Source organism: Spiroplasma endosymbiont of Monopis laevigella (assembly GCF_964019975.1).
GTDB lineage: Bacteria > Bacillota_I > Bacilli_A > Mycoplasmatales > VBWQ01 > Spiroplasma_E > Spiroplasma_E ixodetis_A.
On record NZ_OZ026473.1, the window covers coordinates 810,370 to 826,687 of the forward strand.

Consider the following 16,318-nt stretch of genomic DNA (forward strand, 5'->3'; position numbering starts at 1 on the left):
ATAATCTTAAAAAAGTTTATTATTGAGGAAAAAATAAAAGTGTGATTATATATGAAACATTATGATATTATAACATTAACATAAAATATATTAATAATTTTGTGAGGTTGGAAACATGGTTTATATTGTTCATGGTCAAGATGAGTATTTAGTAAGAAAAAATATTGAACAATTAATTAAAAAAAATCATAAAAAAGAAAATTATGATTATAATCTATATGAATTACAAGAGGATACAATTGTTAATATTATTAATGAAATTCAAATTATGAGTATATTTGAAGAAAATAAAGTAATTGTAATTAATGATAGCAGTAATTTATGGCAAAAATATATTAAAGAAAAAAAATTTGTTAATGCTTTGCTTAATCATAATCAAAAAACAATGATAATTATTAAAAGTTTAAATGTTGATTTTAAAATTAGTAGAGAATTTCAACAATTTAATATTATCAAAATTAAAAATTATACAAAATCACAATTATTATTATTAATTAATAAAGTTTGCAATAGTTTTAAAGTTAACATTACTCAAGAAGCAACTAATTTTCTTTTAGAATACTTGCCAAATGATGTCAGTATTATTTTAAATGAGTTATCAAAATTAAGGTTAATTGGAAAAAAAATAACTTCAGATATTATTATTGAGGTGGTTCCTAAATATTTTGAAACAAATATTTTTAAAACTGTTGAATATATATTAAAAAAAGATTATAACAATTTTTGAACACAATATAACTATTATAATGTTATTAATTATGATAAAATTAAATTGATTAATATTCTTGTATATCAATTAGAATTAATTAGAGATATCAAAATTTTAGTTAAACAAAAAAAAAGTAATGAAGATATTTCCAATATATTAAATATTTCCAAGTTTCAAGTAAAAATATTAGAACAATATTTAAATATTAATTTAAATATTAATAATATTTTGTTAAAATTATATGAATTAGATTACAATATCAAAAAAGGAAAGTTTAATAAAAATATTGCAATTGATTTATTTTTTTTGAATATTTAGTATATAATTATAGATGTTTTAAACTCAAGAGGTGATACATATAATGAAAAGTAATAAAAATACTGATGTTACAGAAAAAAAGTTAGTAGAAGAAAATAGTGACATTACATTGGTTAAACCAAAAGTAAAAAGAGTTACAAAGAAAAAAACCGAAAAAGTGTACTCAGAAGAAGATTTAAATGTTGCATTATACTATGAAATATCAAGTACTATATATAACAGTTTAAATAATTTAATTGTTAGAAAATCTATTTTTGCTAATGAAGAACTTTTAAAAATTTTAGAATTACAAATTTCTAATTTATTTTTTCTTGAAAAAGAACTAAAAGAATTAAAAGATAAAAAGTATGCAATAGAATTTTTGCAGTTAATTTCTAATTTGGTAAATCGTAGTTTGAGTATTACTAAAAGTTCTCCTAAAAATCATATTGAAATTCTTGAAGAGCGTAACTTATTAATAGTTACAATTACTAATATTTGTAAGACTGTGGAAAAAGAAAGTCTTGAACGAATAAGACAGTTTGATAATAATACTTTTAATGAATTAAATGATCAAATTACTGCATTAAATAATTTTAGTGATGATGCTACTGAGGTTAAGCCAAGTGTTACTCCAAATAATCAGAATGTTGATAATAATAGTTTAGCAAATTTAGCGAAGTTAGGTGTATTACCGCAACATCCCGCCACAAATCCTAAATTTTACCCTTATATGAATAAACCAAAATATATTCCACTTTTAAAGAAAATATTATCAGCTTTTTTCTTATTAACAACAGTGCTAGCAATAGCTACTTATATACTAACTTATTTTATAGCAGGTACTTTTCAAATTAAAGATAATAGTACATCACCCGTTTATTATAATTTTGCACAACAATCAAAAACTATAGTTTTCACTATTGTTACAACAATAGTTTTAAATGGAGGCTTTTTATATTCAATTTTAAAACCACCAAAATTAGGTCGTGATTTATATCGAACATCATATTTTTTAATAGTTATTTTAATTTTTTGAATAATTTATACAATTTCAAATTTATTTTATATGACAACAGATGATTCATTATTAAGAACATTTACTTCTTTTTTAGATAAAGGTGACAAAATTAATCCTAATGCTTTACCTTGATTAAAAGGATTAGCAACTTTTAAAGCTTTTCAAATATTAACATATATTACAGCAGCATCAGCAATTTTACCAATTGCTATTATACTAGTTATTGCTATTCTGAATCCAAAAATTGATCGTAATAAAATTATGAGAGCCAATTCGGAATATCAAAATGCTATTAATAATGCTTTAAGTGGTAAACCCTATGAAATCGATCCATCACTTTTTGATGATAGTTTAGATAATGATAATAAAAAAGATACAAAAGATCATAAATTTTGACGTAATAGTGATTTATTTAAATAATAAAATTAAAAATGACTAAAAGTCCTTTTTAATTTTATTATTTTTAATTATTAGTTTTATTATGCTTGTCAACGTAATTTTGAACTTGCAACTATTGTGTAAATACCAATCAATCCAAGTGCAACTCCTAGATATATTCCATAAGTTGTTGTAAAAGTAAAACTTGTTCCACTTCAAGCTTGAATAAATGGATCCATAGCGTATTTGAATGGATTAAAGTAAGTTGCGTATTTTAAAACAGGACTACTATTAATTAACTCAGCCGGGAAAAATACCCCACTTAAAAGTGCAACTGGAAAATAAATTACATTTGATGCTGCAACTAAAGCAGTTACTGATTTGAAAATTGAGGCTAATAACATTCCTAAACCCATTGATGAAAAGAAAATTAAGATAATAAATGGGATAGATTCTCCAATAAAATTTGCTGTTACTATATTACTTCACCCATAAGTACCACCAAACATAATTCCAGCTCATAATAAAGATCATAAGAATGTTGCTATCATAAAGAAAAATCCAATTATCATAACTGAAAGAACAAAGAAAATTGGTTTAATATTTGTTGCTCCAATTCGCTTCATTAAAACACTATTTTTAAATTCAACAATTGTTTGTGGAATAATGAAAATTCCTACTGCCATTGGTTGTAACATTGAAATTGAACCAACTAAAGTATGTAAACTTTTTACAGTATCACCTTCCATTTGTTTAAAAGCAAAACCTTCTAAGAACAACATTAGAATTGGAAATAAAACTAGAAAGAAGGGTACAAAAAATCCTCGATAATAATATTTAAACATTAAGTTTATTAATGGTCGACTTTTTTCGGGCATTTTGGCTTTATGAATTCATTTATTTTTTTTCTTATTTTTTTTGATTTCAGCATTTTCTTTTTTTATTTCTTCATATTGTTTTTTTAAATCAACTTTTTTATTTTTATCAAACATTTTTCATGTAAAGTTATGAACTGAGCCATATTTTTTAACAATATCTTTAACATTTCCTGCTTCTTTTATAACTCCATTATGAATGTAAATATACTTTTCACAAAATTCTTCAAGAAAGGGTCACCCCTAAGTTGCAAAAAACAATGTTTTAACTTAGTAAGGAGACCTTTTTTATGACAAGATATAATAAGGAATTAAAATTAAAAATCATAGAACAATATTTTGCTGGTAAATCTGCTACAACATTAAGTAAATAAAATAAAATTAGCAGAAAGATAATTTATATTTGAATACAAAAATGATACTTACAAGGTGAAAAAGGTTTAGTTTCGATAAGAAGTAAAATTAAAAAACAAGAGGTAAATGCTGTGAGTAGAGATTTTAAGAAAAGACCAAAGGAATCATTAAAAAAATATGAAAAACGTGTTGAAAAAGAATTATTATTACTACAAACTAAAATTGAAATATTGGAAAAGTCTTATCTCTACCGCAGTCAAAATTGAAAAAACCACAAGCAAAACCAAAACAACCTAAAAAATAAACCATTTCATTTTAAACCTTATCTTTATGAATGTGATAAAATTGTTAAAATTTATTCTGAAAAAGGACTTAAAAAATCTTTTCTATTAAATTTATTACAAATTTCTAATGAAGGATATCGCAAGTGAAAGATCCGTGGATGTCCAGAATGAAAACCAAAGTTTGATGATAGTTACGACCAAGCAATAAATTTAATCTTTTATGATGATGATAAAGATTATGGTTGTCAACAAGAATATGGTCATAAACGAATGGCTGCCATTTTAAAAATTGGTAGAAAAAAAGCACTTTCAGCAATGAAAAGGTTAGGTTTAAAAACAATTCATAAACAAGGAACTTATGGCAAAAAATCAAAATTAAAAGCCGAACATAAATTTATAGCACCTAATTTATTAAAACAAGCTAATAATACCATTAGTTTTAACGTTAATAAACCATTAGAAAAAATTGCTTTAAACATTAGTGAATTTAAAATTAATAATCAAAAACTATACTTGTGAGCATTTGTTGATCTTTATTCACGAAAAATATTACATCACCACTGATCTAAAAATCAAGAAAAATCACATCTTATAAAATCTTTAAAAGACATGTCTTTTAAATATAATTTGCATAATACGATTATTCATACTGATCGCGGAATACAGTTTCGAACTCATGATTATTGAAATTATGCTAAAAAAAATAATATTCAATTAAGCATGACAGATGGCTATGCTTCATATCAAAATGCAATTGTTGAAACTGTATTTAAAACTTTAAAAGTTGTTTATTTTAAAAGACAAAAATTCAAAAATAAAAATACCTTTTTATTACATATGAATCATGCTATTTGAAAATACAATAATTAAAAATACTCCAGAAAGAGTATTTCAATTACTTTTTCACTAGAGTATAATTATTGCAACTTAGGGGTGACCCTTTCACTATTAATGATTACTTTTGTTGTTTTATAAATAAAAGTTATTATATTGTATAATTAATTATATTTGAGAAATTAGATAGAAACTCAGGAGGAACCATTGTGGAAAATTTAGTAAGTGAAGAAATAATTGAAGAAACGTATTCAAAAATTAAAGATAAAATTAGTAAGACAAGTTTGATAAAAGCAGATAAACTTTCTTCATTTTCTGGTAATAATATATTTTTAAAGTTAGAAAATTTACAAAAAACAGGTAGTTTTAAAATTAGAGGCGCTTTAAATAAAATTCTTAATTTATCAAAGGAACAGCAAGCAAAGGGTTTAATTGCTGCTAGTGCTGGTAATCATGCACAAGGAGTCGCTTTAGCAGCTTCAAGTTTAAATTTAGTATCAAAGATAGTTATGCCTGTAACAGCACCACTAGCCAAAATTGCTGCTACTAAAGAATTTGGTGGTGCTAAATGTACTGTTAAACTTTGTGGTAATATGTTTGATGATGCAATGTCTGAAGCATTAAGACTTGAAAAAGAAGAAGGGTTAACGTTAGTTCATCCATATGATGATAATTTTGTTATTGCTGGTCAAGGTACAATTGGTTTGGAAATATATGAACAAATGAATGCAATGGGTAAAGAAATTGATTATTGTTTAGTTCCAATTGGTGGAGGAGGACTTTTAAGTGGTATTTCAATTTATTTAAAAAGTAAAAATCCAAATATTAAATTTATTGGTATTGAAGCACAAAATGTTGATTCTTATAATCAAGCTTTAAAACAAGGAAAACCATTTAAAATTCAAGGTAAAAGTTCAATTGCTGATGGAATTGCTGTTAAACAAACAGGGGAATTAACATTTAATATTTTAAAGAAAAATGTTTATAAAGTTATTACTGTTAGCGAAGAAGAAATTGCACAAGCAATGTTATTTTTATTAGAAAAATGTAAAATTGTAACTGAAGGTAGTGGTGCTGTTAGTGTTGCTGCTATTCTTTCTGGTAAATTAGATAAAATCATTGGTAAAGATAAAAATGTTGTTTGTGTAATTAGTGGTGGCAATGTTGATATTACTACATTAGGAACAATTATTAATAGTGCCTTAATTAGTTCACATCGACGAGTTCCTTTTTCAGTTAACGGTAAAATTAATAATAGTACTATTAGCGAAATTATTAATATTATTACTAAAAATGGTGCTTCTATTTATAAAATTCACAGTACATTTGATCGTAATAAATTAGATATTAGTAATTTTAGTATTTTTATAGTTATGGATACATCAGATGAATTTCAAAAAAATAAAATTTTTGCTGAGATTAGAGCATCAAGTTCTAACTTTACATTATTAGCTAAATAATTTTTGAATTTGGTATTTTATTAAAACAAAAATTTAGTTTAAAAATATCAATTATATTTTAAAAAGAGACACTATTAATAGTGTCTCTTTTGAAAATAAATTATAGTTATTTTGCTTTTGCTAATTTAGTCATAATTTTAGATTTTTGACGAGCAGCTTTATTAATGTGATAAATGCCTTTAACAACAGCTTTATCAATTAAACTACATACTTCATTAACAAGTACTGTAGCATTTTCTGCTTTGTTTTTTATTGATATTTCAGCTTTTTTTAAAGCAGTTTTAACTTTAGATTTATAACTTTTATTAATTTCATTTCTTTTTTGGTTTGTTTTAATTCTTTTAATTTGTGATGCAATGTTAGCCATTTTTTCTCCTTTTTTGTTTTGAACATGTTTTATAGATTAATTACAACAAAAATAATTATAACAAAAATCATAAATGTTGTATAATATTTTTTATTTTTTCAGTATAATTAATGTGTTAGCTTTTTGTTAATAGTATATTTTAATTTTTTTACACTTTTAATGTAAATTATTTGTTTAAAAACTTTAATGATAAATGTAGGTGTGGTAAATAAATGAGTTACTATTTTCGTAACCCTTATCAATTTTCTTACCATAGTATTGGTAGGATTAGAACAAGATTAAAATTGCAAGACTTAAATGATATCCAATTACGTGAATATTGTTTAAAATTGATTAATGAGTCTTATGATATTGAAGAGACAAAAAGTTTTAAATATATTAGAGTAAATAAAACACATCTTTATTTTGTAATTAAAAAAGATGTTAATTTAATTTTAACAATTTCACCGATGAGTCCAACTAAACTATTAGCAGTAATCGAGGAAAATTTATAAATCAAAAAAAGAGGAATAAAAAATGGGAAATTTATCTAGTCAATGATGAATGTTAGCGCTTATAGGAGTAGTTTTAATAATTTTTATTTTTACAACCATTTCAGCAAAAAAGAAGAAAAAAGAAGAGAAAAAACAACGTCAAAAAGAAGTAAAAAATATTATTAAATCCTTTATGCGTGATGAATTGGAATTGCAACATAAAACAGTAGAATTTGAACAAGTAGTTTCACGTAGTAGTAAAGAATATCGCTATCGTGATGTTTTTGATGTAATTGTAAAATTATATGATTCTAAGAAAAATGATTTATTTGCAACTAAAGCATTTGAGGTAGAAGGATTTACTAAACAATTATCAAAGAAAGAATTTGAAACAATTTGAAAAGTAAATTGTGAATTGGATTTAGAAGAAACACTTAAGAAAATTGAAATGTCAAAAAAACGTAGTGGTAAAATTAAAATAAAAAGAAAGACAGCAGAAGAAAAAACAACAATTAAAAAAGAAAATGAAGCCGTTAAACTTGCAATTGAAGAAGAACGTTTACAAAATAAAGAAAATAAAAAACGTGCTAAAAATTTAGAAAAACCTAAAATTGCAATTCATGATAAATTTTCTGGATGAAAAGATAAATAAATCTTTATTTTTAAGTAGGCAATTGGGTGATATGTAATGAAAATTTATAAAGATGATTATAAGCATTTCCGTATTTGTCGAAAACTTTCATGATTTTTAAATGCAAAAAATTATGCTTTAGCTAAGCATTTAATTGAAGAGAAAAAGATAATAAATTTTGTTGAACTAACGCATACTAAAACAAGTAGTAAATTTAAATCTAATTTAATTACTATTTCTGATTTAGATGATGATACATTTGAAAATAATTATAATGAAGAAGATGATTCTGAATTTTATCTTGGTGAAACAATTGCAGATGGTATTGAAACTGGGCACTATGCTCAAGAATATTTTAAAGTAAAATATTCTTATTTTAATTTTGAGTCTGAACCGGGTAATAATGTCATAGAAATTATTAATAATAAAGAGTATGATGTTTTATTTGAACCAAGATTTGAATATCAGGGCTGTGTTACTAAGTGTGATATTTTAAAACGAAATAATGATGGTTGGGATTTAATTGAAGTAAAAGCAGTAACTTGAGTTAAAGAAGAACATATGTGAGATTTACTTTATCAGTATGATATTTTAACCAAATGTGGAATTAAAGTAGTTAATACTTATATTATGTATTTAAATAATAATTATGTTAAGAAAGAAAAAATAGATTTAAATGAATTATTTATTGTTAATGGATCAACTTGGCAAAAAAGTCCTAATACTAAAAAAAGTTTTAGTCTTTTTGAATCAATTCAAGATGAAATTTTAAATAATAATTTGAAATTACAATATGAAAATATTAAGAATATTATTAAAATTAGTGATATTGATGAAATAGTTAAATTATTAACTTTACCTTATTGTCATGAAAATAGTAATCAATTTTGTCCTCATATTTTTAAATATTTTTCTATTCATAATACTATTTTTGAATTATATCGTTTAAGAAAAACTAAGAAAGCATTGTGATATTATGAAGAAGATTTGTTAGAAATTAATGATGAAAGATTATTACCATTTTTAACAAAGTCTAATTTACATTTAAGACAATATGATGTAATTAAAAATGGTGAAAAATTAATTGATGGCAATAAATTTGTTGATTTAAAAATTGAATACAAAAAGTACCAATATCCAATTTATATGTATGATTTTGAGACTATGAAATCTGCAATACCTAAGTTTAAAAATAGTAAACCATATCAACAAATTCCTTTTCAATATTCTGTCCATGTATTATTGGCACCAGATTTTGATTTTAAAACTTATAAATCAATTAAACATTATGAATTTTTAGCAGATGGAAATGATGATCCAAGAGAAATGTTAACAAAAAAATTATGTCATGATTTAATTAATATTCATGGTAAGGGTACGTATGTTGCTTATAATCAATCATTTGAGAAATCTGTTCTTAAAAAATTAGCTTATTATTATCCTCAATATAAAAATAAATTATCATTAATCCATGATGGTACTATTGATTTACAAGATTTTTTTAAAGAATTTAAAATTTATAAAGAACAGTTTTATGGTTCTCTTTCAATTAAAAAAACTTTACCAGCATTTGAACCTTCCTTTTCTTATGAAGGATTAGTTATTAAAAAAGGAGATATGGCATCAGAAGTTTTTCGTAGAAGAGTTGAAAATAACATTAGTTTAACTAATTGAATTCATAATTTTCGTGAAAATATGTTAAAATATTGTGCTCAAGATACTTTAGGTATGGTAGTATTATTCTGACATGTAAAAAATATTATTGAAATGTACAAAGCAAAAATTGAGGGCGAAAATTATGAAAAAATTTAAAATTTTATTTATGGGTTCTTCTTTTTTTTCTGAAAATATTTTAAAAACATTGTTAATAACAATGAAAAATGAAGTTGAAATAGTTGGTGTTGTTTGTCAGCCAGATCGTAAAATTGGTCGTAAACAAGAAGTTGTTCCTTTAGCAATTAAACAATTGACAGAAGAATATCAAATCCCTGTTTTCCAACCAGAAAATATTATTGAAAGTTTAAAAAGTTTACAATTATTAAATATTGATGTTATTCTTACTTGTGCTTATGGTCAATTTTTACCAAAAGCAATTTTAAATTTACCAAAATATAAATGTTTAAATATTCATGCTTCATTATTACCATCATTGCGTGGTGGTGCCCCTATTCAATGAGCAATTATTAATGGATTACAAACTACTGGTATTACATTAATGAAAATGGTAAGTAAAATGGATGCAGGAGCAATTTATGTTCAAGAACAAGTTTCAATTGGTATTGAGGATACATATACTTCTTTAGTTAATAAGTTGATAACTTTAGCACAAAATATGTTAATAAAATATTTATTAAAAATCATTAATAATGAAATACAAGAGCAAGAACAAGATGAAAATAAAGTAACTTTTGGTTTAAATATTAAAAGAAGTGATGAAAAAATTAATTGAAATCTTTCAGCACAATTAATTTCATGTCATGTTCGTGGATTGTATAATACACCAATCGCTTATACTACATTGAATGATAATATATACAAAATTAATCAAGTAACAGTAACTAATGAATTATCAAATGCTCTGCCAGGAACAATTGTTGCAATAAATAAATTAGGTATTATTGTTGCCACTAAAACTAATAACATAGTAATTAAGGTTATTCAACCAGCAGGTAAAAAAGAAATTATAGCAGCTTGTTACTATGGTTCTAAAATTAATCCAATTGCAATTGGTTTTATCTTTAAATAGTAATAAAAAAATAACTAATATTTTTTGGTAATCTAGGAGGAAAAGATGTATCGTTTTCGCTCAATTAAATATCTAGCAATGACTGGTATTATTACTGGTTTATTAGTAACAATTGGTTATTGTTCAACTTTTCTTTTTGGTTGAGCAATTACTAGTTTATTTGGTGGAAATTCTACTTTGCAATTATTTGATGCTGTTTTTATTCCGTTTTGTGCTTTTTTTGAAGGGCCAATGCTGTTATTTGCAGGACCAATTGCGGGTGGCATTTTTGATTTAATTAGTGGTGTTAAAATTGTGGTTATTCCTATTACAATTTTTATTAGAATTTTAATGTTTTTTGTTATTAAGTTATTAATTAATAAATCTTGATGAAGTACTATTTATACTTTCTTTTTTGCTGGTATTTTATTACTTATTTACCCATTGTCTTATTTAGTAATTTATCAAGATTATGCTATTACAGTTAATGAATTAATTACTGATAGTATTCAAGCTATCTTTGCTTATTTTGTTGCTATTCCACTTTATTATGCTCTTAGTAAAAATAAGATTAGATCAAATTATAGTTTTTGAAATGATCAAGAATTTGATTATTTAAAAAATAAAAAAATAACTGTTTTAGAATAGTTTACTTATTATCAATTATTGATATCTAATATAGACAATATGGTATAATTTTATAAACTTAATATAAGTTTATACCCATTTACTTAAGTTTTAATGTAAAGGGTTTTTAATTAAAATAAGGAGAAAAAGGTTTTATGAATAAAAAAATTAAAAAAAGTTTTAAAAAAATATCTAAGTTAAAAAAAGTAATTAAAAATCATATAATCGATCCAACACCATCTGAAACAGTTATTGCAACTACTGTTCTTTCTGCTGCTGCTATTAGTGGTATTATAATTGGAGCTGGTGGTGCACCCGTTATTGCTCCTGTGCTTGCTGGTAGTATTATTGCGGTGGGAACGGTTTCTGCTATGACATATATAGTAGAAAAAATAAATGAATCAGAAAATAATAGTGTTATTGAAGGTAGTAAATCTCAAACAAAGAGATTAACATCAGTAATATAGATAAATTAATATCATGAAATGTTACTTTTAATATTTAATTAATAATAAAAAAATGAATAATTATTATATTCATTTTTTATTTTAAATAATAGTTAGCGTATATTCATTATTAAATTGAATTTCACCAATTGAAAATTTTACTTTAATAACATCACCTTTTGAAAAATAAGTTCCATCATTTACGGATTTACTTACTTTAACTTTAAAGTGGTCACCTTGTTTCATAAGATCAGCAATTCTTTCTCCTAAAGAATAAATTGGACTTTTTAGATAGTTTGTTAAATCTGTATCAACTAATAATTTTGATTTAGGTTGTCCAATTTTAAATTCTGGAATATCATTAAAGTTATTTAATGATATGTTAGATGTGGTTGGTAATTTAGGTAATACAAGACCATCATTTGGTTTTGATAAAATATTTAATAAATAATTGTCAGATAATTGTTTATTATTTTTTTCAAAAAATATAGTTACTGTACCACCTGTAATTATATAATCTGTATGATCTATTTTTTTATTAATTTGGATGGGTTGGATGGGTTACACTTTATTGGACACTAATTACATAGACAAGTGAACAAATTAGTTAAAAGAAAGGAATTATAATTATGGTCACTATTAACTCATATTCAGATGAATTTAAAAAACAAATAGTAGCTTTATATCAAAGTGGCAAATCAGTATCTTGCCTTGTTAAAGAATACAATGTTACAAGAGCAGCTACTTACAATTGAATTAAGCAATTTACTAATTCAGGTAGTTTTAAAACTAAAGATAATCTTTCAGATTTAGAAAAACAATTAATTCAAGCAAATAAAGAATTAAAACAGTTACGAATGGAAATTGATATTTTAAAGCAAGCAGCACTAATAATAGGCAGAAAGTAGAGATTATTGCAAATAATAAATCTAAATATAAAATTCGCACAATGTGTCATTTTTTAAAACTCTCTAAATCAACATATTATTTTAATTTAAAGAAAAAAAATAAAATTCAAAATAATATTTATGAACAAGCTGTTATTAGTGCTTTTAAAGAAAATAAAGAAGTTTATGGTACTAGAAGATTAAAAGTCATACTAGCAAACCAAGAAATTTATTTATCACGCAGAAAAATTAAAGAAATTATGAATAAGCATAATTTAATATCAAAATACACTAAATTATCATTCAAAAATTATCATAATAAAGTCAATGATAGTCAAATAACCAATCTTGTTAATAGAAACTTTAATAATAAAATTAAAAATGAAGTTATTGTTAGTGATTTAACTTATGTTCAAGTTAATGGTAAATGAAACTATATTTGCCTATTAATCGACCTATTTAACCGCGAAATTATTGGACATAGTGTTGGAGTTAAAAAAGATGCATCATTAGTATATCAAGCATTTATGCAATCAAATCACTGTTTAAAAGATATTGAAATATTTCATACTGATCGCGGTAATGAATTCAATAATAAAACTATTGATAAACTTTTATTAGCTTTCAACATAACTCGATCTTTAAGCAAAAAAGGATGTCCTTATGACAATGCTGTTGCTGAAGCAACTTTTAAAACTTTCAAAATTGAATTTATTAATGATAAAAATTTTACATCATTAATCCAATTAAAATTAGAATTATTTGATTACATCAATTGATATAACAACATAAGAATTCACAGTACTCTAAACTACCTAACTCCAGTTAGTTATCAAAAACAAATGTCTACCAAAAAATAGTCCTAAAAAGGGTTGCCATTCCATAATTCTCAGTACCTCATGTTATAGCCATTGATATTGGTGTTATAAAAAATAATGGTAAAATATTTTTATAAAAAAAATTACTATTTTCATCACTATTTTGTTCACTATTAAGAAGTTGATTTTCTATATCATTAATATTGTTATTAAATAAACTTTTAACTTTTTCTCAACCTAATTTTATTACTTTTTCTATCCTAGAAATGATTGCACCATGAAAAGTCATATTTAACACATAACTAGTAAATTCAATAGTTGTCTGTCCAAGAATTTCCATTGAAATTCAACTATCTAAAATATTATTAGAAGCTCTATCCAAAATTACACCAGAATAACTTAAAAATAATAAGAAAGGAATAACTTTTATTATTTCTTTTCCTACATTAATATTATTTTCATTGTTTTTTCATTTATCTATAACTCAATTTTCAATATTTTCGATTGAATCAAAAATAAAAGGTTCAATAGCTGTATCACAACCAATAAGTATACCACTAAATATCAAACTATCCTTAATAGTTTGTCAATTTCATGGTGTTTTAGCAACAGTAGTACTAATTATCATTTGAGCAGTGATATTACCAGAAAGAGCAACAATAAAAGTAATATTTTTACCTAAAAGTTTAGTTATTTTTGATAAATATTTGTTTTCTTTAATAGCAGTTTCTTCAAAAATAGATATTGTACTACTATTAGATATGCTAGAAAAATCACCACTTGAACCCAATAAACTTATTGCACTATCATCAGACATTCTACGAATATTAGGATTTTGATTACCTGTAAATAAAGGAGACATTTTAAACACTTCTTTCATATATAATAATATTTTTTTAAGTTGCTACTTTTTTAAAATAAAAAGTAGCTTCCAGTAATATAATTATTACGTGAAACTACTTCTTTTAGTCGCATATATTATTTAACCTAAAAAGGTATGAAAAAATAATAGCATGTGTTTTATAACTTGTCTATATTTTTTTAATTTTTTTAAAACAAAAATAGTTATAAAAGTAATTTTTATTATTAATTTTTATCTTTTCAAAAAGGAACTAAAAATTTATTAATTAACTATTAGTAGTAAAAATAAAAGTTAAACCTTCATATTTATTACCAAAAGCAATATCCTTTGAATTTTTACCCTCTAATCCAATTTTTATATAATCATAATATTTATCACCAAATTTTTTATTACCAGTAATAGCAATAACATTATTATATCCACCAGCATTTAACAAATATGGTTTAAAATTATCAAAAGTTAACCAAGTAACGGGTTTTTTTGGAATAAAATTTAACAATGGAACTAAAATATTACCAAGTAAAGGGTTTTTCACTTCTTCAGAAGGAATTCACTCTTGAAATGATTTTCAAAAATTTTCAGCTGCATCTGAATTATTTCTTAAATATTGTTCTTTTTGATTTTTTTCTTCTCTTTTAAAAGTAGCACCAGCAGTAACTAAATCATTATAAAATCCACCACTATCCTTTTTATTAATTGATAAATATTGTGTTCCATTAACTAATGGTTCTAATTTTTCATTTATATAATCTTGTAATGGACTAAAATTAGCATTAAAACTACAATCTTTTACTGCAGAATTATTATAAATAGTTAAATGAATTTTAATGTTAGTACTATTAATTTTTTTTATTTCATCTTGACCATTAGTAATTTCATAAGTAATATTACTAAAATCTTCTGGAGCAGTATTAAACAAGTTCCAAATATTGTCTTCAATTAATTTTTTAAAATCAGAAACATGAGTTTTATTTTCGGGTTTTAAAAAATTAGTAAAATTGGGATAAGTATTATTAGCAATTAAATTTGCAGCATCTTCTAATAATTGCTGATAATCAACTGATGAATTGTGAAAAACATCACATGCGCTAATATTAATACTAGTAATACTAGTAAATGCAAAAACACTTATAATTTTTAATATTTTTTTCATAATAAACTTCCTTAGATAATCACTACTTTTTTAGTATTATCTTCAAATTTTTCTTTTTTGTATTAATAATTCTATTTTTAATTTGTGAAATTTCAGCGTGATCTGTTATTTCATAAAATAAATGATAATAAATATATTTCAACTCACTAACTTTAATATTTTGTTTTTCAACAAATATTAGAAATTGATAAATTTCATGTAAAAGTTCAAATATTTTATTTTTTTCTTCATTAGTTAATACTTTTTGTTTTAATTCATTTCGAATAATTATTGGTGCTTCTTTAACAAATAGAAAATCACTAATGATATTTTTATAATCTCAATTATAAAATATTTTAAAATCATCAACTTTGGTTTTAACATCTTTAATATTTTTTAAAATAGTTTTAACATCGTTTTTAACTAAACTTTGAATAAAGACTGCTAATATTAATGATAAAGAACTAGCGGGAATAAAGTACTTTAAAACTTGATCAATGTTAATAGCACCCTTAGTAAAATTCAAAATTGAATTTTTTACAATTAAATATAAAACTTCAAAACCTAAAATAATAAATAATGATCGTTTTTCTATATCTTTTCATCAAGGATTACCAAGAATCTGATTTTTTTCTTCTAATATTTTTTCTAAAATAATATAAATAATAAAATAACAAAATCAATAAGTTAAAACAAATAATATGGTAAAAACATTAGTAAAACAAAAAATATAAGTAATGTTTCTAGCAACATTTAATACTAATAAAGCTTTAAAAATAAAGAAATTATTTTCAAAATTTGAAATTACCTTATATTTATTTTCAATATATTTTTTCATTCAACATCTGATTTGAATAAATATTAAAGTATTACTTGCAATACAACTACTAAAAATAGCAATATATAAATAAGTTTTTAAAGTAATAATAGTTTCATCAGTAATACTAGCATTATTAAAAAAATCAAATGTTAAAATTTTATTAAAAATACTACTTTTAACTTCTCATAAAATTGCACAAATAATCAAACAAATTGTTAACAATATTCATAAGATCGTCTGCATCAAATATTTATTGTTAAATCATTTTCAACTTGATTTTAATAATTGATAGTTATTCATAATTTTATCTACCTTATT

The 16,318-nt window shown here is 23.2% G+C and carries 17 protein-coding genes; 11 read left to right on the forward strand and 6 right to left on the reverse strand.

Translation table 4 applies throughout. The features are described 5' to 3' along the window. Positions 1 to 115 precede the first annotated feature (115 nt). On the forward strand, positions 116 to 1,027 hold the full coding sequence (holA, locus tag AACK94_RS04435; RefSeq protein WP_338975289.1) for a DNA polymerase III subunit delta: 912 nt from the start codon (positions 116 to 118) through the stop codon (positions 1,025 to 1,027). Between the two features lie 43 nt (positions 1,028 to 1,070). Further along, entirely contained in the window at positions 1,071 to 2,447 is a 1,377-nt protein-coding gene (locus AACK94_RS04440) for a hypothetical protein (RefSeq protein WP_338975290.1), read from the forward strand. A 59-nt stretch (positions 2,448 to 2,506) separates the two neighbouring features. On the opposite strand, the gene AACK94_RS04445 is transcribed toward AACK94_RS04440, so the two are convergent. Next, complete coding sequence (locus tag AACK94_RS04445) at positions 2,507 to 3,397, reverse strand: ABC transporter permease (RefSeq protein ID WP_338975291.1); 891 nt, start codon at positions 3,395 to 3,397, stop codon at positions 2,507 to 2,509. A gap of 368 nt (positions 3,398 to 3,765) precedes the next feature. Between AACK94_RS04445 and AACK94_RS04450 the strand changes: the two genes are divergently transcribed. Together AACK94_RS04450 and ilvA are read left to right on the forward strand one after the other, a co-directional pair. Further along, positions 3,766 to 4,788 carry a DDE-type integrase/transposase/recombinase gene (locus AACK94_RS04450; RefSeq protein WP_338975292.1) on the forward strand — a complete coding sequence of 341 codons (1,023 nt, stop codon included), beginning with the start codon at positions 3,766 to 3,768 and terminating at the stop codon, positions 4,786 to 4,788. A gap of 173 nt (positions 4,789 to 4,961) precedes the next feature. Then, on the forward strand, positions 4,962 to 6,212 hold the full coding sequence (gene ilvA, locus AACK94_RS04455; RefSeq protein WP_338975293.1) for a threonine ammonia-lyase: 1,251 nt from the start codon (positions 4,962 to 4,964) through the stop codon (positions 6,210 to 6,212). A 106-nt stretch (positions 6,213 to 6,318) separates the two neighbouring features. Here ilvA and rpsT read toward each other — a convergent pair whose 3' ends face one another. Beyond that, the gene (rpsT, locus tag AACK94_RS04460; protein ID WP_338960848.1) at positions 6,319 to 6,579 is read right to left on the reverse strand and encodes a 30S ribosomal protein S20; all 261 of its coding nucleotides are present in this window, start codon (positions 6,577 to 6,579) and stop codon (positions 6,319 to 6,321) included. 212 nt (positions 6,580 to 6,791) lie between these two features. On the opposite strand from rpsT, the gene AACK94_RS04465 reads away from it, so the two are divergent. The 6 genes from AACK94_RS04465 (at position 6,792) to AACK94_RS04490 (ending at position 11,502) form a co-directional block, all read left to right on the forward strand. Next, on the forward strand, positions 6,792 to 7,073 hold the full coding sequence (locus AACK94_RS04465) for a hypothetical protein (protein WP_174480491.1): 282 nt from the start codon (positions 6,792 to 6,794) through the stop codon (positions 7,071 to 7,073). A gap of 22 nt (positions 7,074 to 7,095) precedes the next feature. After that, positions 7,096 to 7,704 (forward strand): hypothetical protein, encoded by a 609-nt coding sequence (locus AACK94_RS04470; protein ID WP_338975294.1) that lies wholly within the window; start codon positions 7,096 to 7,098, stop codon positions 7,702 to 7,704. Between the two features lie 36 nt (positions 7,705 to 7,740). Beyond that, on the forward strand, positions 7,741 to 9,495 hold the full coding sequence (locus AACK94_RS04475) for a DUF2779 domain-containing protein (protein ID WP_338975295.1): 1,755 nt from the start codon (positions 7,741 to 7,743) through the stop codon (positions 9,493 to 9,495). Next, positions 9,482 to 10,429 carry a methionyl-tRNA formyltransferase gene (gene fmt, locus AACK94_RS04480; protein WP_338975296.1) on the forward strand — a complete coding sequence of 316 codons (948 nt, stop codon included), beginning with the start codon at positions 9,482 to 9,484 and terminating at the stop codon, positions 10,427 to 10,429. Before AACK94_RS04475 ends, fmt begins: the two co-directional genes overlap by 14 nt. A 45-nt stretch (positions 10,430 to 10,474) precedes the next feature. Beyond that, positions 10,475 to 11,056, forward strand: a complete 582-nt coding sequence (locus tag AACK94_RS04485; protein ID WP_338960836.1) for a hypothetical protein — start codon at positions 10,475 to 10,477, stop codon at positions 11,054 to 11,056. 134 nt (positions 11,057 to 11,190) lie between these two features. Beyond that, positions 11,191 to 11,502 carry a hypothetical protein gene (locus tag AACK94_RS04490; RefSeq protein WP_338975297.1) on the forward strand — a complete coding sequence of 104 codons (312 nt, stop codon included), beginning with the start codon at positions 11,191 to 11,193 and terminating at the stop codon, positions 11,500 to 11,502. Positions 11,503 to 11,583: 81 nt separating this feature from the next. Here the strand turns inward: AACK94_RS04490 and AACK94_RS04495 are convergent, their stop codons facing one another. After that, positions 11,584 to 11,727, reverse strand: coding sequence for a hypothetical protein (locus AACK94_RS04495; RefSeq protein ID WP_338975298.1), 144 nt, complete (start codon positions 11,725 to 11,727; stop codon positions 11,584 to 11,586). Positions 11,728 to 12,110: 383 nt separating this feature from the next. On the opposite strand from AACK94_RS04495, the gene AACK94_RS04500 reads away from it, so the two are divergent. Next, a protein-coding gene (locus AACK94_RS04500; protein ID WP_422397382.1) for an IS3 family transposase occupies positions 12,111 to 13,228 on the forward strand; the annotation gives its coding sequence in 2 pieces (ribosomal slippage) (positions 12,111 to 12,381 and positions 12,381 to 13,228; 1,119 coding nt in all). Here the strand turns inward: AACK94_RS04500 and AACK94_RS04505 are convergent. From AACK94_RS04505 to AACK94_RS04515, 3 genes are all read right to left on the reverse strand, one after another. Next, a complete protein-coding gene (locus AACK94_RS04505) occupies positions 13,215 to 14,066 on the reverse strand; it encodes a hypothetical protein (RefSeq protein ID WP_338975300.1) in 852 nt (283 codons plus the stop codon). The two genes, AACK94_RS04500 and AACK94_RS04505, sit on opposite strands and share 14 nt — an antisense overlap. 247 nt (positions 14,067 to 14,313) lie before the next feature. Beyond that, on the reverse strand, positions 14,314 to 15,201 hold the full coding sequence (locus AACK94_RS04510) for a hypothetical protein (protein ID WP_338975061.1): 888 nt from the start codon (positions 15,199 to 15,201) through the stop codon (positions 14,314 to 14,316). Between the two features lie 22 nt (positions 15,202 to 15,223). Continuing rightward, positions 15,224 to 16,300 carry a hypothetical protein gene (locus tag AACK94_RS04515; protein ID WP_338975301.1) on the reverse strand — a complete coding sequence of 359 codons (1,077 nt, stop codon included), beginning with the start codon at positions 16,298 to 16,300 and terminating at the stop codon, positions 15,224 to 15,226. Between the last annotated feature and the right edge of the window lie 18 nt (positions 16,301 to 16,318).